Raw genomic sequence first — 19,247 nt, 5'->3', positions numbered from 1 at the left:
TCAGTCCTCTTCGACGAGTCGGGCCAGACGGATGCGGTTGATCTTCCCCAGTTCGGTGCGGACGATCTCCCGCTCCCGCTCCGGCGGGTTGCCGATCCGTTCCCTGACCGCGTCGCGCATCTGCTCGCCGGTCCGGCCGGTGGCGCAGATCAGGAAGACATGGCCGAACCTCTCCTGGTAGGCGAGGTTCAGTTCGAGCATCTCCGCCTTGAGTTCGTCGGAGGCGCCGGACATGCCGCGCTGCTCCCGGGCCGAGGTGGGGTCGCCGGTCTTGGGGCGGCCGATGGGCGGGTGGCCGGCCATCGCCTCTTCCAGGTCCGTGACCGTCAGTTCCGCCATGGCGGCGTCGCTCGCGGCGTACAGGTCCTCGGGGGTGGCGTAGGGGCGGGCGGCGAGCAGTCGCTTCGCCCACGCCGTGGAGGCGCACGCCTCGTGGAGCGCGGTGAAGGCCGCGTGCTCCTCGAGGGTGTTGAACCGGGCCAGGCCCGGCGGCGTGGAAGTGGAAGTCACGGGAGCCTCCGTGGCCGGATACGGCCTTCGTGCTGAACGGGCGTGCCGATAGCTAACGCCCTCCCGCGACGACACGTCAACAGTTTGTTGAAAATTCGCGACGAGGATACGTACGCGGACACGGAGGCCGGTCAGGCCCCCTTCTCGCGGTTGAGGTAGTTGTAGACGGTGAAGCGGCTGACACCGAGCGCGCTCGCCACGGTCTCCACCCCGTGCCGTACGGAGAAGGCGCCGCGCGCCTCGAGTATCCGTACGACCTCCTGCTTCGCCTTGCGGTCCAGGTCGGCCAGCGGCCCCTTGCGGCGCTCCATCGCGGCGAGGATGTGATCGAGGGAGTCGGCGAGCTGCGGCAGCCGTACGGCGACGGCGTCACTGCCCTCCCAGGCGAGGACGACGTCGTCGGGGCCGGCCTCGTCCGGCGGGATCATCTCCCCGCCCATGGCGTCGACCAGGGGCTTCACGGCCGCGATGAACGGCTCGTCCCCCGCGCCGCTCATGCCTCGCCCTCCTCGGCCACGTTGACCTGGAGCGAGATCCGGGTGGCACCGGCCTCCAGGGCCTTGCGGAGCAGGGCGTCCACGGCGGTGAGCACCGCGTCGGCACCGCCCTCAGCGGTGTTGCCGAACGGGCCGACGTCCACGGCGTCCAGCTCGGCGGCCTCCACGACCTCGCGGGCCACCAGCGCGTGCGCGGGTGCCTCGTCCAGGTCGAAGGGCTCGGTCGTGAACTCCACTCTCAGTCGCACGCGCTCAACCTAACGCGCGGGACGGACTTTCCGGCAGCCCCTCTTGACAGCCCTCGCACACCACGGGCAATCTTCCGTTAAGCAGAAACGAGATTCCACAATACGGAATACTCCAAAGAAGGCACCGAAAGACAAGGAAGGGAGCGCCGACCCGATGGGATTCGCAGACCAGCGCTTCAACGTCAACCTGTCGATCCTCTTCACGGAGCTCCCCCTCCTGGAGCGTCCCGCTGCCGCCGCCGCGGCCGGCTTCACCGCGGTCGAGCTGTGGTGGCCCTGGGTCGACTCGCCCGTCCCCGAGCGGTCCGAGCTCGACGCCCTGCGGCGGGCGATCGAGGAGGCGGGCGTCCGCCTCACCGGCCTGAACTTCTACGCCGGGCAGCTCCCGGGCCCGGACCGCGGCGCCCTGTCGCTCCCCGGCGAGGAGTCGGAGCGGTTCCGCGCCAACATCGACGTGGCCGCCGACTTCGCCGCCTCCCTGGGCTGCACGGCCCTCAACGCCCTGTACGGCAACCGCGTCGAGGGCGTGGACCCGGCCGAGCAGGACGCGCTCGCGCTGGAGAACCTGACGCTGGCAGCCCGGGCCGCGGACCGGATCGGCGCGGTGCTGCTGATCGAGGCACTGAACCGGCCCGAGTCACCGCTCTACCCGCTGGTCTCCGCCCCGGCGGCCGTGGACGTCGTCGACAGGGTCAACGAGGCGACCGGCCTGGGCAACGCGCGGTTCCTCATGGACCTCTACCACCTGTCCATGAACGGCGAGGACCTCCCGTCGGTGATCGAGCGGTACGCCGCGAAGACCGGTCACGTCCAGATCGCCGACAACCCCGGCCGCGGCGCCCCCGGGACGGGCTCACTCCCCCTCGAAGACCTCCTCGACCAGCTGCGGAAGGCGGGCTACGACGGCTGGGTCGGCCTCGAGTACAAGCCGGGCGACCGCCCGAGCGCCGAGGCCTTCGACTGGCTGCCCCGCTGACCCCCGCACCGAAAGGCACCCCATCATGAGCACCAATCTCCCCAAGGTCGCCTGGATCGGCCTCGGCATCATGGGCTCCCCCATGTCCGAGAACCTGATCAAGGCGGGCTACCAGGTCACCGGCTTCACCCTGGAGCAGGACAAGCTGGACCGTCTCGCGGCGGCGGGCGGCACCGCCGCCCCCTCCATCGCCGAGGCCGTGCGGGACGCCGACGTCGTCATCACGATGGTCCCGGCCTCCCCCCAGGTCGAGGCCATCTCCTACGGCGCCGACGGCATCCTGGAGAACGCCAGGCCCGGCGCCCTGCTGATCGACATGTCCTCGATCACGCCGCAGACCTCGGTCGACCTGGCGAAGGCGGCCAAGGACAAGGGCCTCCGCGTCCTGGACGCCCCCGTGTCCGGCGGTGAGGCAGGCGCCATCGAGGCCGTACTGTCCATCATGGTCGGCGGCGAGCAGAGCGACTTCGACGCCGCGAAGCCGATCCTCGAGGCGCTCGGCAAGACCATCGTGCTGTGCGGCCCGCACGGCTCCGGCCAGACCGTGAAGGCCGCCAACCAGCTGATCGTCGCCGTGAACATCCAGGCGTGCGCCGAGGCCGTGGTCTTCCTGGAGAAGTCCGGCGTGGACCTGAAGGCGGCCCTGGACGTCCTCAACGGCGGACTCGCCGGCTCGACCGTGCTGAGCCGCAAGAAGGACAACTTCCTCGGCCGGGACTTCAAGCCGGGCTTCCGCATCGACCTGCACCACAAGGACATGGGCATCGTCACGGACGCCGCCCGCACCGTCGGCGCGGCCCTGCCCGTCGGCGCCGTGGTCGCCCAGCTGGTCGCGAGCCTGCGCGCGCAGGGCGACGGCGGCCTGGACCACTCGGCGCTGCTGCGGGCCGTGGAGCGGCTGTCCGGCGCCCAGGTCTGACCCCCTCCAGACCCTCGTAGCCCCGGGGGTCCCCCGTACCCCGGGCGGCGCCGCCGCTGACACCTGTCCTGTCGCGCCCAAAGGGGCGGCGCCGCCCGGCCCAGCCATACCCACCACTTCAACAAACTGTTGACGCCCGGTTCGCCCCGACCCTAGGCTCCACGAAGCGGAAACATTTTTCCGCTGCCCTCTCGTATCGGAAGGTCACGATGTCGCAGCGCGTGCTCACCACCGAGTCCGGCGCCCCCGTCGCCGACAACCAGAACTCCGCCACCGCCGGCGCCGGAGGCCCGCTCCTGCTCCAGGACCAGCATCTGCTGGAGAAGCTGGCGCGCTTCAACCGCGAGCGCATCCCGGAGCGCGTGGTGCACGCCCGCGGCTCGGGCGCCTACGGCCACTTCGAAGTGACCGACGACGTCACGGAGTTCACGTACGCCGACTTCCTGAGCACCGTCGGCAGGCGCACCGAGGTGTTCGTGCGCTTCTCCACCGTGGCCGACTCGCTCGGCGGCGCGGACGCGGTGCGCGACCCGCGCGGTTTCGCGGTCAAGTTCTATACGGAGGAGGGCAATTACGACCTCGTCGGGAACAACACCCCGGTGTTCTTCATCAAGGACCCGATCAAGTTCCCGGACTTCATCCACTCGCAGAAGCGCGACCCGTTCACGGGCCGTCAGGAGCCGGACAACGTCTGGGACTTCTGGGCGCACTCCCCAGAGGCGACGCACCAGGTGACCTGGCTGATGGGCGACCGCGGCATCCCGGCCTCGTACCGGCACATGAACGGCTACGGCTCGCACACCTACCAGTGGACGAACAGCGCGGGCGAGGCCTTCTTCGTCAAGTACCACTTCAAGACCAACCAGGGCATCCGCTGCCTCAGCGCCGAGCAGGCCGCGGAGACCGTCGGCAGGGACGCGAACTCCCACCAGACGGATCTGCTCCAGGCCGTCGAGCGGGGCGTGCGCCCGTCCTGGACCCTCTACGTCCAGCTCATGCCGGCGGCCGAGGCGGACGGCTACCGCTTCAACCCGTTCGACCTGACCAAGGTCTGGCCGCACCAGGACTACCCGCTGCGGCGCGTGGGCCGGCTGGTGCTGGACCGCAACCCGGACAACGTCTTCGCCGAGGTCGAGCAGGCCGCGTTCTCCCCGAACAACTTCGTGCCGGGCATCGGTCCCTCCCCCGACAAGATGCTCCAGGGCCGCCTGTTCGCCTACGCGGACGCCCACCGCTACCGCCTGGGCGTCAACCACACGCAGCTGGCCGTCAACGCGCCCAAGGCCACGACCGCCCGGAACTACGGCCGGGACGGCTTGATGGCGTCCAACGCCCAGGGCCGCGCGGCGAAGAACTACGAGCCGAACTCCTACGACGGCCCGGCCGAGACCGGCCGCCCGCTGTCGGCCCCGCTGGCGGTCGCCGGCCACACGGGCACCCACGCGGCGCCCCCGCACACCAAGGACGACGACTTCTTCCAGGCCGGTGAGCTGTACCGGCTGATGTCCGCCGAGGAGAAGTCACGGCTGATCGCGAACATCGCCGGCGGCCTCTCCCAGGTCTCCCGCGACGACGTGATCGACAAGAACCTCGCGCACTTCCACGCCGCCGACCCCGAGTACGGACGGCGCGTGGCGGAGGCGGTCCGCGCTCTGCGCGAGGACTGAACTCCCTGACCGCGTCCGACCGCGCGGGGCGACCCGGATGAGGGGTGGTCGCCCCGGGCACGGACGCGGGCAGGGTGTGGACCGCGGCGGCTGCGAGCCAGTGCGGTGGTGAAGGACCGGGAGCGGGCTTCTCGACCCGAGGGAAGACCGTTCCGGGCTCCGTCGCACCCGCCGCGGTCCCAGCACCTCTCTCCTCCCTCCCCTCACAGACCCCGTCCGGCGGCGCGAATGTCCTGTCGCGCCCAGCCTCGCGCCGCCGGACGGCCACCAGCCCGTTCAGGGTGCGGAACAGGTGCGTCCGCAGGAGCCTGAAGGCATGGCGCATCCCACCGAGCATCCGCATGTCGTGGTCCACTCCCCCGCCCTGGACGGATCCCGCCGGGTCACCCTGGGCGAGGAACCCCTGGGCGTCGCCACCCACGCCGACGACGTCGCCGAGATCCTGCGGCTGGCCGACCTGTACGTCACCGACGTCGCGGAGAGCGACCTCGTCGAGTGGCAGGGCGGCGGCCCGGACGACTGGCCGGGGCTTTCGGAGCACCACGACGCGTGAAGACGCCTACGGCAGCGGTCGTAGACCCCGTACGGAACCCTCAAATCAACCTCTGAACCCGGCCCCGGGGGCTTCAACCGCCCCCGGGGCCGGGCACATTCTCGACACACGGGGCCCGCCGGCACGGGGGCGGCGGACCCCGTCACGGGGGGTGAGGCCATGAGCGACGGTACGGCGGTCCGGCTGGAGCCGCACGAGATCGCACTGCTGGGGGACGGCCCGCGGGCCGCCGTCACCGTCGCCGTGGTGGACCTGTATCTGCGGGGCCTGGTGGAGGCCGACCGGCCGGGCACGGTACGCAAGGGCATCGCGGACGTCGTGTCCGCGCAGCGGCCGCCGTCCCCCTTGGCGCAGGCGGTGCACACGTCCCTGCACGAGCCCGCCGGCCCCCGGACGCTGGTGAAGGACCCGGCCATCCGGATCGCGGTGGCGCTGATGCGCATCCCCCTCGCGGAGGCGGGCCTGCTGCGCTACCCGCTGCTCGGACCGACGCGCGCCGCCCGCCGCCAGGTGCGGGAGCTGCGGCAGAGCCATCCGCTGCCCGCGAGCCGGCACGGCCTGACCGACGACGAGAGGCTGCTGGCCGTCGCACTGCACGGCGAGCCGGCCCTGCACCTGCTGGTGCCGCGCTTCGCCCTGCGGGCGGGGCTGGTCCGCCGGGCCGAGGTGGGCGGCAAGAACCTCCTCAAGAACTCACCGCGCGGCAGGGGCGGCGGTGGCGGGGGCTACCACTACTGCGGTGGGGGTGGCGGCGGGGGCGGATGCGGAGGCGGCGGGAGCTGACCTCCTGTGTCACCCATGCGTAAGGGGCGGTCCGTCCCACGGACGGACCGCCCCTCTGCTCGTACGTTCTCCCGCGCGTCAGACCTTCAGCGTCTTGATCGAGGTCGGCGCATGCCCGGGCTCGGTCGCGATCTCCTCGAACTCCACGACGTTGCCGATGTCGTTGGTCGTCGACATCGAGATGTTGGTGACCCGCTCCAGGATCGCCTCGACGACGACCGGGACCCGGTACTGAGCGGCGAGCTTCTTGGCCTGCTCGAAGGCGGCGCCCAGCTCGGCGGGGTCGGTGACGCGGATCGCCTTGCAGCCGAGGCCCTCGGCGACCTTGACGTGGTCGACGCCGTAGACGCCGAGCTCCGGAGCGTTGATGTTCTCAAACTCCAGGTTGACCTGGAAGTCGATGTCGAACGCCCGCTGCGCCTGGCGGATCAGGCCCAGGTAGGAGTTGTTGACGAGGACATGGACGTACGGGATCTTGTGCTGCGCGCCGACGGCCAGTTCCTCGAGCATGAACTGGAAGTCGTAGTCGCCCGAGAGCGCCACGACGGACGCCTCCGGGTCGGCCTTGGCGACGCCGAGCGCGGCCGGGATGGTCCAGCCGAGCGGGCCGGCCTGGCCGCAGTTGATCCAGTGACGGGGCCGGTAGACGTGCAGCATCTGCGCGCCGGCGATCTGTGAGAGGCCGATGGTGGAGACATAGCGGGTCTCCGGGCCGAAGGCCTTGTTCATCTCCTCGTAGACACGCTGCGGCTTGATCGGGATGTCGTCGAAGTGCGTACGGCGCTGGAGCGTCGCCTTCCTCTCCTGAGCGGAGGCGGCCCAGGCGCCGCGGTCGGGGAGCTTGCCCGCCGCCTTCAGCTCCCGTGCCACCTCGACGAACAGCTCCAGCGCGGCCTTGGCGTCGGAGGCGATGCCGTAGTCCGGGGCGAAGATCTTGCCGATCTGGGTGGGCTCGATGTCGACGTGGACGAACTTGCGCCCGGCCGTGTAGACGTCGAGCTTGCCGGTGTGACGGTTGGCCCAGCGGTTGCCGATGCCGAGGACGAAGTCGGACTCCAGGAAGGTCGCGTTGCCGTAGCGGTGCGAGGTCTGGAGGCCGACCATGCCGGCGTTCAGCTCGTGGTCGTCGGGGAGGATGCCCCAGCCCATGAGGGTGGGGACCACCGGAGTGCCGGTCAACTCGGCGAATTCGACGAGCAGTTCCGCGGCATCGGCGTTGATGACACCGCCGCCGGCGACGATCAGCGGCCGCTCGGACTCGTTGAGGAGCGTGACCGCCTTCTCGATCTGGGCGCGGGTCGCGGCCGGCTTGTAGACCGGGAGCGGCTCGTACGTCTCCGGGTCGAACTCGATCTCCGTGAGCTGGACGTCGATCGGCAGGTCGATGAGGACCGGCCCCGGGCGGCTGGAGCGCATCAGATGGAAGGCCTGCTGGAAGACGCCGGGGACCTGCGCCGCCTCCAGGACGGTCACGGCCATCTTCGTGACCGGCTTGGCGATCGAGGCGATGTCGACGGCCTGGAAGTCCTCCTTGTGGATCACGGCGGTCGGGGCCTGGCCGGTGATGCACAGGATCGGGATGGAGTCGCCGGTCGCGGAGTACAGGCCCGTGATCATGTCGGTGCCGGCCGGGCCGGAGGTGCCGATGCAGACGCCGATGTTGCCCGGGTGGGTGCGGGTGTAGCCCTCGGCCATGTGCGAGGCGCCCTCGACGTGCCGGGCGAGGGTGTGGGCGATGCCGCCGGAGGCCTTGAGCGCCGCGTAGAAGGGGTTGATCGCCGCGCCCGGGACACCGAACGCGTCGGTCACGCCCTCGCGCTTGAGGATCTCAACTGCCGCGCGGGCAGCGGTCATTCGAGCCATCGAGTACTCCTGCTTCGGCTGTCGGATTCGCACTCCCGTCGCGCCCCGCGGTGAGCTCTTCCGTATTGCGGAAAGTTTTTTCTACGATCTGGAATTAATGTAAGTGGGGTGGACGAAGGCCGTCAAGAGATGGCAAGGGGCGGACAGACAGGGGCCCGGAGGAGCACGATGGAGCCGCTGTCCCGTCGTGACGCCGTACTGGAGTGGCCATGGCCGAGAGCGTGCCGGTGAACTGTCCGGCCTGCCGACGCGAGCACCGCTACACGGCTCCGGTGTATCCCTGCGTGTGCGGCGCGCCGGTCACCCCGCCGCTGGACCGCCAGGGTGCGGCTACGCCCGTTCCCCATCGCGTCTGGCAGGACGACTGGGTGGCGGTGCGCTGTGAGTCCTGCGGCCGGAGCGGGGAGTGGCCGCGCCCGGAATTGGGGTGCGCGTGCGGGACGGTGCTGCGGGTGCCGGTGGCGGAGGGGCGGGGGCCTGCCGACTCGCACGACGGGACGGACCAGGGCGCCGACGCCGCCCGGCAGTCCACGCCGGACGCACGCGACGCCGTGGCCGCCACCGCGATCGCGGGCGCCGCCGCTGCCGCCAGGCCCCCCTTCCGCTCCGTCACCATCCGTACCGCGCTCGACGCCGTCACGGCCACCGCCCTGTATCTGCGCTGGCTCGGCTACCGGGACGTACGCCGGGCGGACCAGCGTCCCCCGTCGGGCATCGGCCTCGCCGCCCGCGGCGTCCTCGCGCAGGTCGACCCGGCGGTGCGCCCCGCGACACTGCGGGACGTGGAGTGCCTGTGGCTGACGGCCATGACGGAGTCCGCCGACTGCCTCTACTTCTCCCTCGCCGGGTACGCGAACGACGCCCGGGCCCGCGCGGACGCCCTCGGAATCCCCTTGTTCGTCCTCGACCTCACGGGCACACCCCGCCCGGTGAACCCCCCGGCCGACGCACTGGACCCACCGGCGGCGACGACCGAGCGTCCTGACCGCTGAAGGGTCGGTCAGTCGCCGCTCGGCTTGCCGAACTCCTCGATCAGCACGGGATACTGCTCCCCACCGTGTCCGGCGGCGATCGAGCGGTCGGCCATCGCCTTGATCAGCTTGGGCAGTTCGGCGTTGACACCCACCGCCTCGCTCTCCTCGATCAGGTGCGCCATGGCCCGCGCGTCGGTCTCCAGGGCCGAGACCTCCGCCGGGAAGGAGCCGCTGTCGATCTGCCGGGCATAGCCAGGCAGCCATTCGGCGACTCCGGCCGCGATCCGCTGCGCGAAGGGCGCATACGTCGCGGCGTCGACACCGGCCGTCCCGAGCAGGGCGGTGCCCTGGAGCCAGGCGTTCAGGACGCTCCACATCATGGCCAGGCCGGCCACGTCGTACAGGGACGCCAGGCCGTGGTCAGCACCGAGGTAGGTGACGGTGCCGAGCGCGCCGAGTGTCGACTTGTGTGCCTCGAAGTCCGCCTCCGACCCGCTGTGCAGAATCACCGCCTCGGCGGTGCCGATCGCCGGCGGGACGGCCATGATGGCGCCGTCCAGGTAACGGGCGCCGCGCTGTTCGGCCCATCGGGCGGTCTCCCGGGCCTGGGCCGAGTCGCCCGAGGTCAGGTTGACCAGCGTCGTGCCGTCGAGCCCGACATCGCTCGCGCCGAACAGCTCCCGCACGGCCTGGTAGTCGGTGACGCAGATGATCGTCAAAGAACCTGCCTCGAGCGCGTCGCCGACCGTCGGCGCGAGCCGTGCGCCTCCGGCCACCACCGCGTCGGCCTTGGAGGTCGTACGGTTCCACACAGTTGTGGGATGCCCGGCTTTCAGGAATGCGCCGGCGAGTGCCTGGCCCATCAGCCCGAGTCCGATGACTGTCACGGGTGTGTCGGTTGTGTTCATGGCAGCATCGTCAACGTTGATACCGGTGTGAAGGTCAAGCGAGGTTTCGATGCGTATCGGGGAACTGAGTCACCGGACGGGCGTGAACGCCCATCAGTTGCGCTACTACGAGGCCCAGGGCCTGCTGGAGGCGGACCGCGGCGCGAACGGATATCGCGAGTACGGTGCGAACGCCGTGCTGCGGGTGAGACAGATCCGCCACCTGCTCGGCGCCGGCCTATCGTCCGAGGACATCGCGTATCTGCTGCCCTGTGCGGTCGGGGAGGCCCCGGAGCTGCTCGGCTGTCCCGAACTGCTCGCCGCGATGCGGTCACGGCTGCGGCGACTGGACGACCAGCTGGCCACACTCGCTCGGTCCCGCGACGCTCTTGCCGACTACATCGACGCGGCCGAGCGCTTGGGCAGCCAGACCTATCCGCCCTTCGACGACGCCGATCCGGTGCCGGCCTGACGAGTTGGTGAACGAATGCATTCCAGGCCTCCCCGCATCCGCCCCGCCGCCCCCGCCGAGTTCCCCGCCCTCCAGGACATCGAACGCGCCGCCGGCGCCCCCTTCCGCGACCTCGGCATGCCGGAGATCGCCGACGACGAGCCACCGGGGCTCGACGTGCTGGAGCGCTACCGCCGGGCCGGCCGCTGCTGGGTCGCGGTGGACGAGCGGGACCATCCGGTCGCCTACCTGCTCGCCGAACCCGTGGACGGCGCGCTGCACATCGAGCAGGTCTCGGTCCACCCGCGCGCCGCGCGCCGAGGCGTGGGCCGAGACCTCCTGGCCTACGCCGCCGACCGCGCCCGCGAGGAGGGCCTGACCGCCCTGACCCTGACCACCTTCACGGAGGTCCCGTGGAACGCCCCCTACTACGCCCGCCTCGGCTTCCACGCGTTGGGCGAGCCCGACCTCACCGCCGGGCTGCGCGAGATCCGCGCTGCGGAAGCCGAGCACGGGCTCGATCGGTGGCCTCGGGTGTGCATGCGCGCACCGTTGTGACCGAGAGGGCGACCCCGCGCTCTGCTACCTCTGCCCCTCCGAGAACCTCTCCCGCAGCTCCACCTTGCGGACCTTCCCGGACACCGTCATCGGGAAGGAGTCGAGGACCTGAATCCTGCTCGGGATCTTGTAGTGCGCCAACTGCCCCTCGCAGAAGGCCCGTAGGTCCTCCAGCGTCGGCGGGGCAGCCGGGTCGCGGGGGATGACGCAGGCCAGGACCTCCTCGCCGTAGTGGTCGTGCGGGACGCCCACGACCTGGACGTCCTGGATCTTGGGGTGGGCGTAGAGGAACTCCTCGATCTCGCGCGGGTAGATGTTCTCCCCGCCCCGGATGATCATGTCCTTGATGCGGCCGACGATCTCGACGTAGCCGTCCTCGCGCATCACGGCGAGGTCGCCGGTGTGCATCCAGCGGCCGGCGTCGACGGCCTCGGCGGTCTTCTCCGGCTCGTTCCAGTAGCCGAGCATCACGCTGTAGCCGCGGGTGCACAACTCGCCCGCTGTGCCCCGGGGTTGTGTCACGCCCGTCGCGGGGTCGACGATCTTGACCTCGATGTGCGGCAGGACCCGGCCCACGGTGCCCGTGCGGTGCTCCAGGTCGTCGTCCCTCCGGGTCTGGAGGGACACCGGGGAGGTCTCGGTCATGCCGTAGCAGATGGAGACCTCCGCCATGTGCATCTCGGTGACCACCCGCTTCATCACCTCGACCGGGCAGGGCGAGCCCGCCATGATGCCGGTGCGCAGGGAGGAGAGGTCGTACGCCGCGAAGCCGGGGAGGTTGAGCTCCGCGATGAACATGGTCGGGACGCCGTAGAGCGAGGTGCAGCGCTCCTGCTGGACCGCGTCCAGCGTGGCCTTCGGGTCGAAGGACGGGGCGGGGATGACGATGCAGGCGCCGTGCGAGGTGGCGGCCAGATTGCCCATGACCATGCCGAAGCAGTGGTAGAAGGGGACGGGGACGCACACCCGGTCCTGCTCGCTGTAGGCGATCGACTCGCCCACGAAGTAACCGTTGTTGAGGATGTTGTGGTGCGAGAGGGTCGCGCCCTTGGGGAAGCCCGTCGTGCCCGACGTGTACTGGATGTTGATCGGGTCGTCGCAGGACAGCTCCGGGTACCGGGACCGGGCGTCCGGGGTGGCCCGTCCCAGCAGCGCCTCCCAGCTCGGGTCGCCGACGTACACGACCTCGCGCAACTCGGCACACCTGCCCCGCACTTGCTCGACCATCGCCCGGTAGTCGCTCGCCTTGTGGCTGACGGAGGCGAAGAGCAGGGACACACCGGCCTGGTTGAGAACGTACTCGACCTCGTGCGTGCGGTAGGCCGGGTTGATGTTGACCATGATCGCGCCGATGCGGGCGGTGGCGTACTGGACGAGCACCCACTCGGCGCAGTTGACCGCCCAGATGCCCACCCGGTCGCCCTTGGCGACACCGGAGGCATGCAGCGCGGACGCCAACTCGTCCACGGCGGAACCGAACTGCGCGTACGTCCAGCGTCTCCCGGACGGGACGTCGACCAGCGCCTCGCGCTCCGGCCAGGCGGACACCGCCCGGTCCAGATTGGCCCCGATCGTGTCGCCGAGCAGAGCCGTCCCGCCGGTTCCATGGCTGTAAGAGATCACCGGAAGTCCTCCTCGCGGTACTCGGCGTCCGATCCGGCCGCAGTGGCCTCGCGCAGCTCGATGCGGCGGATCTTGCCGGAGACGGTCTTGGGCAGGTCGCCGAACTCCAGGCGGCGGATGCGCTTGTAGGGGGCCAGGGCCTCCCGGCAGTGCTCGAACAGCACCTTCGCGGTGTCGGGGCCCGGCTCCCAGCCCTCCGCCAGCACGACGTATGCCTTGGGGACGGCGAGGCGCAGTTCGTCCGGGGCGGGCACCACCGCCGCCTCCGCCACCGCTTCGTGCTCCAGCAGCGCGCTCTCCAGCTCGAAGGGCGAGATCTTGTAATCACTCGCCTTGAAGACGTCGTCCGCGCGGCCGACGTAGGTGATGTAGCCGTCCTCGTCCCGCGCGCCGATGTCACCGGTGCGGTAGTAGCCGCCGGCCATCGACTCCGCCGTCCGGTCCGCGTCGCCGTGGTAGCCGGTCATCAGGCCGACGGGGCGGCCCGACAGGTCGAGGGCGATCTCCCCCTCGCTCGCGCCCGGCGCGCCCGAGACGGGATCCAGCAGCTCGACGCGGTAGCCGGGGCTCGGCCGGCCCATCGAGCCGGTCTTGAGGGGCTGGCCGGGGCTGTTGGCGACCTGCACGGCCGTCTCGGTCTGGCCGAAGCCGTCCCGGATGGTGACGCCCCAGGACCGGCGGACCTGCTCGATGACCTCCGGGTTGAGCGGCTCACCGGCGGCGACGACCTCGCGCGGCCGGCTGCGCAGCTGGGTCAGGTCGGCCTGGATGAGCATGCGCCAGACCGTGGGCGGGGCGCAGAACGTGGTGACGCCGGCCCGGTCCATCTCGGCCATGAGCCGGGCGGCGTCGAAGCGCGTGTAGTTGTACAGGAAGACGGTCGCCTCGGCGTTCCAGGGGGCGAAGAGGTTGGACCAGGCGTGCTTGGCCCAGCCCGGGGAGGAGATGTTCAGATGCACGTCGCCGGGCTTGAGGCCGATCCAGTACATGGTCGACAGATGCCCGATCGGGTACGACGTGTGGGTGTGCTCGACGAGTTTGGGCCGGGCGGTGGTGCCCGAGGTGAAGTAGAGCATCAGCGGGTCGTCGGACCTGGTCGGGGCGTCGGGCGTGAAGTCGGCGGGGGCGCCGTAGGCGTCCTCCAGCGGCAGCCAGCCCTCGGGGGCGGTACCGGCGGCGATGCGCGTGTAGTCGCCGGGGACCTCGGCGAACTTGCCGGTGTCCTCGGAGCGCGCGATGACATGCCGGACCCGGCCGCGTTCGACGCGGTCGCGCAGGTCGGCGGGGCCGAGCAGCGGCGTGGCCGGGATGACGACCGCGCGCAGCTTCATCGCCGCGAGCGCGGTGATCCACAGTTCGGCCTGGTTGCCGAGCATGACGAGGATCCGGTCCTCGGCGCGCACGCCCCGGGCGCGCAGCCAGTTGGCGAACTGTGCCGAGCGCACGGACATCTCCCCGAAGGACAGCCGGGTCTCGCGGCCGTCCTCCTCGACGATGTGCAGGGCGGTGCGGGCGTTGCCGTCCGCGATCTCGTCGAACCAGTCGAGCGCCCAGTTGAAGTACTCGGGACGGGGCCAGCGGAAGCCGTCGTAGGCCGTGGCGTAGTCCTCGCGGTGTTCCAGCAGGAAGTCCCGCGCCCCGCGGAACATCTCCGTCGCCGATGTCATCTGTCCTCCTGAGTACCGGACCATTGCCGGGCGGCTCCGAACCATCGTGTAATCCGTGATGCAGGACTCACTACCCCCGAACGGGGGGTGCGCCCGCACAGGAGCCGTAGTGAAGGGGCGAACAGGTGACAGCAGACGCGTCCGACGCGGTCGAGATACGGAACGCGCTGCTGCGTCTGCGGCGCGCCACCGGCCTCCCGGTCGCCTTCGGCGGCCTGATGGAGGCCGGGGGACAGATGCGCATCAGCGAACTGAGCGGCACGGCGACGGACGCCCTGCGTTCGTTCGTGGTGACGTCCGGGAACGGGCTGGGCGGCAAGACGGTGGTGCTCGCCCGGCCGTGCGTGGTGACGGACTACTCGGTGTCGCGGCAGATCAGTCACGAGTACGACGCCCCGGTGGCCGTGGAGGGGCTGCGCTCGGTGCTGGCCGTCCCGGTGGTCGTACGGCACGGGGTGCGCGGGGTGCTGTACGGCGCGCTGCGCACGGCCCTGCCGCTGGGCGGGCGCATGCTGGAAGCGGCGGTCGAGGCGGCGCGGGACGTGGAGCGGGCCCTGGTCGTGCGGGACGAGGCGCGCACGCTCGCCGCCGGAGGCGGGGCGGGCGCGGGGTGGGAGCAGGTGCGGGAGGCGCACGCGGCGCTGCGGGCGCTGGCCCCGAGGATCGCGGACCCGGAGCTGCGGGACGAGCTGCTGGAGGCATGTGCGCTGCTGACGGCCGGGTCCGCCTCGCCGGCCCGGGTCCGGCCGGCGCCGCGCGAGGTGGACGTGCTGGCGTGTGTCGCCGCCGGGGCCACGAACGCGGTCGCCGCCGAGCGGCTGGGTGTGACGCCCGAGACGGTCAAGGGGTATCTGCGGTCGGCCATGCGGAAGCTGCGGGCCCGGACACGGGGCGAGGCCGTGGTCGCCGCGCGTCGGGCGGGATGGTTGCCGTAGGTTTGTGATGTTTTCTGATATACCGGTCTGTTCGAAATGCCGAAGGGCTCCCGACGGGGCGCCTACGGCGTCTGCCGCCGCATTCGGGGGCCCAATGAATTCGCCCGTCGGCGTCGGTTGTTATTTCCCTCACCACGCCGTCCGTCCGAAATTCAAAGAGCTGTTGCCTAATATTGGCCAGGACACGACACAGGGAGGGGAGCGGTGACCGTGCGACGGGACTTCCAGGAGCCTCCCAGGTGCCGCCCCGACCTGGTCATCGGCAGGGAGGATCTGTTCACGTCGGCGCGTGAACAGCTGGGCCGAGGCGGAAGTGTGCTGCTCCACGGCCCCGCGGGAATAGGAAAGTCGACCGTCCTGCGGGCACTGGCCGCGGATTACGGCGGCTCGGCCCGGAGGGTGTTGCGCTGCTCGGCCACCGAGTCCGAATCCCACCTGCCCTTCCTGGCGCTGGCCGACCTGTTCGGCCTGGTCCTGGACGAGGTCTCGGAACAGCTGCCCTCGGCCCAGCGCACCGCCCTGGAGTCGGCGCTCACCGGCCGCGGCGAGTCCACCCTCCAGCGTGACGGGCTCGCGCTGCGTCTGGCCGTACTGTCGGCGCTGCGCGCCCTCGCCGCCGAGGGCCCGGTGCTGGTCGTCGCCGACGACCTGCAGTGGCTGGATGCCGCCAGTGCCGAACTGCTCGGCTTCGCCGCCCGCCGGCTGGGTGACACGCCCGTGCAGATGCTGTGCGCGGTGCGGACCGAGGGCCAGGAGTACGACCGCCATCTACGCGCGTCCCCGCCCGACACGCTCGCCGTCCGGCTGGGCCCGCTGACCCGTACGCAGGTCTCGGCGCTGCTCGACCACCGCGGCTACACCCCCATGTCCCGCTCCACGATCCGCGACATCCACCGCACCAGCGGCGGCAACCCGCTCTTCGCGCTGGAACTGGGCCGTGCCCTGGCCGAGAGCCCCACCCGGCCCCGGCCCGGCGAGCCGCTGCCCGTGCCCACCTCGCTGCGGGCCCTGGTGCTGAGCCGGCTGGAGATGCTGTCGGACGAGGCGCGCCGCACCCTCCTGGTGGCCAGCGCCGGTGCCCGCCCCACCCTGGCCCTGCTGCACGCGGCCGGCCGGCAGCAGGCCGAGGCCGAGACGGCCCAGGCGGCGGCGCTCGGGCTGCTGGCGACCGAGGCGGAGGGGCCCGCCGTACGGTTCGCGCATCCGCTGATCTCGGCCGCGCTGTACGCGGAGGCCCCGGCGCAGGAGCGGCGGGCCGTGCACGCCGCGCTGTCCACGGCGGCCTCCGACCCGATCGAGCGGGCCCGGCACCTGGCCCTGGCGACCACCGGCACCGACCCGGAGGTGGCGGCCCGGCTCGCCGAGGCCGGCGCGCTGGCCCTGGACCGCGGGGCGCCGTCCGTGGCCGCCTCGCTCGGGCTGCTCGCGGCCCGGCACACCCCGGCGGACAGCACCCCCGGCCCGGACGAGCGGCGGCTGCAGGCCGCGGAGGACGCGATCACCGCCGGCGAGGCCGATCTCGCCCGGGACATCGCCCGCGACGTACTGACGCGTGCCACCGTGCCGGCCGAGCGGGTACGGGCCTGGATGGTGGTCATCGAGGCGGCCGGACAGGCGCTCGGCGAGGTCGACGCCGTCTTCCCGCAGGTCCTGGCCGACGCGGGCGACGACCCGCGGCTGCTCGCCCTGGTCCACTACCAGCTGGCCTGGCGCGGCCTGGTCGTGGAGGGCGACTTCGCCGAGGCCCGGCAGGAGGCCGAGCACGCGGCGGAGCTGGCCGCCCGGGGCGGGGACCGGCGCACCGAGCTGATGGCGCTGTCCTTCCAGGCCTCCACCGAGACCCTGATGGGCCATCCGGGCGCGCCCGCGACCGTCAAACGGGCGCTGCGGGAACCCCAGGACCCGTATGTGGCCTGCCACCACAACGGCGCCGGCTCGGCCCGGTTCCGCTGGCTGATCATGAGCGACCAGCTGCCCGAGGCGCGGGCGGTGATCACCGCGCTGCTGCGCGAGGTGCGGCGGCGCGGCATGGTCGAGAGCGAGGTGCACTTCCTGCGCTTCCTCGCCGACACGGAGCTGCGCACCGGGCACTGCGGCCGGGCCCTGGACCTGGCCCGCGAGAGCCTGCGGCTGGCCCGGGACGCCGGGATCGGCGAGGGCGCCTCGGCGATGCTCGCCTCCCTCGCGGAGGCCTCCGCCGGGGACGTGGACCGGGCGCTGGCGCTCGCGCGCGAGGCGGCCGACCACGCCGAGGTCGACGGCGACCAGATGTATCTGTCCCGGGCTCTGGCGGCCCTGGGCTACGCCCAGTTGGTGGCCGGGGACCCGGCGGCCGCGGTCCGTTCGCTGCGCCGGGTGCGGGAGCTGGAGCACGGCCTCGGCATCAACGACCCGGCGCGCGGCCGCTGGCACGGCGACCTCGCCGAGGCCCTGGTCCGCATCGGGGAACCGGGCGAGGCCCAGGACGTCATCGACACGACCCGCGCGCACGCGCTGCGGCTGGGCCGGGAGAGCGTGCTGGCCGTGCTGGACCGGGCCGAGGCGCTGGTGCGGGCGGCACGCGGCGAACACGAGGCCGCCCTCGTCCGGTTGGCGTCCGTGCGGGACCGGCTCGGCAGGCTGGGCTACGGCCTGGAGGAGGCGCGGGCCGCCTTCGCGCTGGCCCGCCTGCGCGCCCAGGCCGCCGCCCTGCCCCGCACCGGCGGCACTCCCCTGCCGGGGCCGGCATCGTACGACGAGGCCGCCCGGCTGTTCCGGCGCTGCCGGGCGCTGCCCTGGCTGCGGCAGGTCGACGCGGCCGTCGCGGGTGGTTCCACGGCGGTGGAGCCGGCCTCCGTGGCGACACCCGTCGCGCTGGACGCGCTGGAGGGCCTGGCCTCGATGGAGCGTCAGGTCGCCTCGCTCGTGATGGAGGGCGCGACCAACCGGGAGATCGCGGCCCGTCTGTTCATCAGTGTCAAGACCGTCGAGGCGACGCTGACCCGGGTCTACCGGAAGTTGGGGATCCGTTCGCGGGTGGACATCGTCCGGCTGGCCGCCGGCCGCCGCACGACCTGACCCCCACCTGGGTTTGCGGGGCGCGACCGAGGGTTTTCCCTGCCCAACTCCCTTAGGGGGTTCCCTCATTGGGAGCCCCCTGTGCCGGGCTCTAGCTTGGGGGCGTGCCGCTCGCCGGGCACACGGAGATCCGAACAACGGCGTCAGGGTCCCCGTGCTTCACGACCACCCGCGCGACCCCCCACCGGCAACTCCCCAAGGAGACCCATGTTCGGGTTCAACCGTGCCAAGAAGGCCGCCGCCGTCGCCGCGGTGACCGCTGCCGCCGCCGCGACCGCGCTGCTCACCGCTCCCGCCGCCGTCGCCGCGCCCCAGCCGATCGTCGGCGGTACCACGACCACGACGACCGCGTACCCGTTCGTCATGCAGATCACGGACGCCTCGCAGAGCCAGTTCTGCGGCGGCACGCTGGTCTCGCCCACCAAGGTCGTCACCGCCGCGCACTGCATGGTCGGGGAGACCACCAGCAGCGTGCGGGTGGTCGGTGGCCGCACCTACCTCAACGGCACCAACGGCACGGTCAGCAGAGTCAGCAAGATATGGATCCACCCGAGCTACACCGACGCCACCAACGGCGACGACGTGGCCGTGCTGACGCTGTCGACGTCGATGCCGTACACGACGGCGAAGTACGTCTCCTCCTCCCAGACCTCGGTGTACGCGGCCGGCGCCACCGCCCGCATCCTCGGCTGGGGCACCACCTCAGCGGGCGGCAGCTCCTCCAACCAGCTGCGCACCGCGACCGTACCGACCGTGTCCGACTCCAGTTGTGCGAGCTCCTACGGCTCCGACTTCGTGCAGAGCGACATGGTGTGCGCCGGAAAGACCTCCGGCGGCGTGGACACCTGCCAGGGCGACAGCGGCGGCCCCCTGCTCATCGGGGGCGTCCTGGCAGGCATCACTTCCTGGGGCGAAGGCTGCGCCCAGGCCGGTTACCCGGGTGTCTACACCCGGCTGACCACCTTCTCCAACCTGGTCACGACGCAGGTCAACTCGTAACCAGAACTAGCTCCTGAGTACCCCTCAGGTGAAAGACCAGGGGGCGTTGCGGGCCTCCACGAGCGGCCCGCAACGCCCCC

Annotated in this window: 18 protein-coding genes; 11 read left to right on the top strand and 7 right to left on the bottom strand. The window is 71.6% G+C overall.

Annotation, left to right across the window (positions count from 1 at the left end; genetic code table 11):
• From uraD to OHU35_RS34205, 3 genes are all read right to left on the bottom strand, one after another.
• Positions 1 to 510 carry a 2-oxo-4-hydroxy-4-carboxy-5-ureidoimidazoline decarboxylase gene (uraD, locus tag OHU35_RS34215; RefSeq protein ID WP_189721354.1) on the bottom strand — a complete coding sequence of 170 codons (510 nt, stop codon included), beginning with the start codon at positions 508 to 510 and terminating at the stop codon, positions 1 to 3.
• A gap of 131 nt (positions 511 to 641) precedes the next feature.
• Positions 642 to 1,007, bottom strand: coding sequence for a helix-turn-helix domain-containing protein (locus tag OHU35_RS34210; RefSeq protein WP_189721355.1), 366 nt, complete (start codon positions 1,005 to 1,007; stop codon positions 642 to 644).
• On the bottom strand, positions 1,004 to 1,255 hold the full coding sequence (locus OHU35_RS34205; RefSeq protein WP_184588829.1) for a hypothetical protein: 252 nt from the start codon (positions 1,253 to 1,255) through the stop codon (positions 1,004 to 1,006). The genes OHU35_RS34210 and OHU35_RS34205 overlap by 4 nt, the downstream gene beginning before the upstream one ends.
• Positions 1,256 to 1,409: 154 nt before the next feature.
• Here OHU35_RS34205 and OHU35_RS34200 point away from each other — a divergent pair, with 154 nt between their 5' ends.
• From OHU35_RS34200 to OHU35_RS34180, 5 genes are all read left to right on the top strand, one after another.
• The gene (locus OHU35_RS34200) at positions 1,410 to 2,231 is read left to right on the top strand and encodes a TIM barrel protein (RefSeq protein ID WP_189721356.1); all 822 of its coding nucleotides are present in this window, start codon (positions 1,410 to 1,412) and stop codon (positions 2,229 to 2,231) included.
• Between the two features lie 25 nt (positions 2,232 to 2,256).
• Positions 2,257 to 3,150: a 2-hydroxy-3-oxopropionate reductase gene (locus OHU35_RS34195; protein WP_189721357.1), complete on the top strand. Its 894-nt coding sequence runs from the start codon at positions 2,257 to 2,259 to the stop codon at positions 3,148 to 3,150.
• Between the two features lie 209 nt (positions 3,151 to 3,359).
• Complete coding sequence (locus OHU35_RS34190; RefSeq protein ID WP_189721358.1) at positions 3,360 to 4,817, top strand: catalase; 1,458 nt, start codon at positions 3,360 to 3,362, stop codon at positions 4,815 to 4,817.
• 316 nt (positions 4,818 to 5,133) lie between these two features.
• Positions 5,134 to 5,370 carry a hypothetical protein gene (locus tag OHU35_RS34185; protein ID WP_189721359.1) on the top strand — a complete coding sequence of 79 codons (237 nt, stop codon included), beginning with the start codon at positions 5,134 to 5,136 and terminating at the stop codon, positions 5,368 to 5,370.
• A gap of 159 nt (positions 5,371 to 5,529) precedes the next feature.
• Positions 5,530 to 6,153 (top strand): TIGR04222 domain-containing membrane protein, encoded by a 624-nt coding sequence (locus tag OHU35_RS34180; protein WP_189721360.1) that lies wholly within the window; start codon positions 5,530 to 5,532, stop codon positions 6,151 to 6,153.
• A 78-nt stretch (positions 6,154 to 6,231) separates the two neighbouring features.
• Here the strand turns inward: OHU35_RS34180 and gcl are convergent, their stop codons facing one another.
• The gene (gene gcl, locus OHU35_RS34175) at positions 6,232 to 8,016 is read right to left on the bottom strand and encodes a glyoxylate carboligase (RefSeq protein WP_189721361.1); all 1,785 of its coding nucleotides are present in this window, start codon (positions 8,014 to 8,016) and stop codon (positions 6,232 to 6,234) included.
• Positions 8,017 to 8,225: 209 nt separating this feature from the next.
• Here gcl and OHU35_RS34170 point away from each other — a divergent pair, with 209 nt between their 5' ends.
• Positions 8,226 to 9,008: a hypothetical protein gene (locus tag OHU35_RS34170; RefSeq protein WP_189721362.1), complete on the top strand. Its 783-nt coding sequence runs from the start codon at positions 8,226 to 8,228 to the stop codon at positions 9,006 to 9,008.
• An 8-nt stretch (positions 9,009 to 9,016) separates the two neighbouring features.
• On the opposite strand, the gene OHU35_RS34165 is transcribed toward OHU35_RS34170, so the two are convergent.
• Positions 9,017 to 9,898 carry an NAD(P)-dependent oxidoreductase gene (locus tag OHU35_RS34165; RefSeq protein ID WP_189721363.1) on the bottom strand — a complete coding sequence of 294 codons (882 nt, stop codon included), beginning with the start codon at positions 9,896 to 9,898 and terminating at the stop codon, positions 9,017 to 9,019.
• A 49-nt stretch (positions 9,899 to 9,947) separates the two neighbouring features.
• On the opposite strand from OHU35_RS34165, the gene OHU35_RS34160 reads away from it, so the two are divergent.
• Both OHU35_RS34160 and OHU35_RS34155 read left to right on the top strand, forming a co-directional pair.
• On the top strand, positions 9,948 to 10,349 hold the full coding sequence (locus tag OHU35_RS34160) for a MerR family transcriptional regulator (RefSeq protein ID WP_189721364.1): 402 nt from the start codon (positions 9,948 to 9,950) through the stop codon (positions 10,347 to 10,349).
• 15 nt (positions 10,350 to 10,364) lie between these two features.
• Positions 10,365 to 10,886 carry a GNAT family N-acetyltransferase gene (locus OHU35_RS34155; protein WP_189721365.1) on the top strand — a complete coding sequence of 174 codons (522 nt, stop codon included), beginning with the start codon at positions 10,365 to 10,367 and terminating at the stop codon, positions 10,884 to 10,886.
• Positions 10,887 to 10,910: 24 nt separating this feature from the next.
• Here OHU35_RS34155 and OHU35_RS34150 read toward each other — a convergent pair whose 3' ends face one another.
• Together OHU35_RS34150 and OHU35_RS34145 are read right to left on the bottom strand one after the other, a co-directional pair.
• On the bottom strand, positions 10,911 to 12,509 hold the full coding sequence (locus OHU35_RS34150) for an AMP-binding protein (protein WP_189721366.1): 1,599 nt from the start codon (positions 12,507 to 12,509) through the stop codon (positions 10,911 to 10,913).
• Entirely contained in the window at positions 12,506 to 14,176 is a 1,671-nt protein-coding gene (locus OHU35_RS34145) for an AMP-binding protein (protein ID WP_189721367.1), read from the bottom strand. Before OHU35_RS34145 ends, OHU35_RS34150 begins: the two co-directional genes overlap by 4 nt.
• A gap of 125 nt (positions 14,177 to 14,301) precedes the next feature.
• On the opposite strand from OHU35_RS34145, the gene OHU35_RS34140 reads away from it, so the two are divergent.
• The 3 genes from OHU35_RS34140 (at position 14,302) to OHU35_RS34130 (ending at position 19,167) form a co-directional block, all read left to right on the top strand.
• The gene (locus OHU35_RS34140) at positions 14,302 to 15,111 is read left to right on the top strand and encodes a LuxR C-terminal-related transcriptional regulator (RefSeq protein ID WP_189721368.1); all 810 of its coding nucleotides are present in this window, start codon (positions 14,302 to 14,304) and stop codon (positions 15,109 to 15,111) included.
• 204 nt (positions 15,112 to 15,315) lie between these two features.
• On the top strand, positions 15,316 to 18,168 hold the full coding sequence (locus OHU35_RS34135; protein WP_189721369.1) for a LuxR family transcriptional regulator: 2,853 nt from the start codon (positions 15,316 to 15,318) through the stop codon (positions 18,166 to 18,168).
• A gap of 207 nt (positions 18,169 to 18,375) precedes the next feature.
• Positions 18,376 to 19,167: a trypsin-like serine protease gene (locus OHU35_RS34130; RefSeq protein ID WP_189721370.1), complete on the top strand. Its 792-nt coding sequence runs from the start codon at positions 18,376 to 18,378 to the stop codon at positions 19,165 to 19,167.
• The last annotated feature ends 80 nt before the right edge of the window (positions 19,168 to 19,247 follow it).

The organism is Streptomyces purpurascens (genome assembly GCF_045040895.1).
Classification (GTDB): Bacteria; Actinomycetota; Actinomycetes; order Streptomycetales; family Streptomycetaceae; genus Streptomyces; species Streptomyces purpurascens.
Note: the sequence above shows the minus strand (reverse complement) of the source record. Positions and strands in the feature narration are given on the sequence as shown.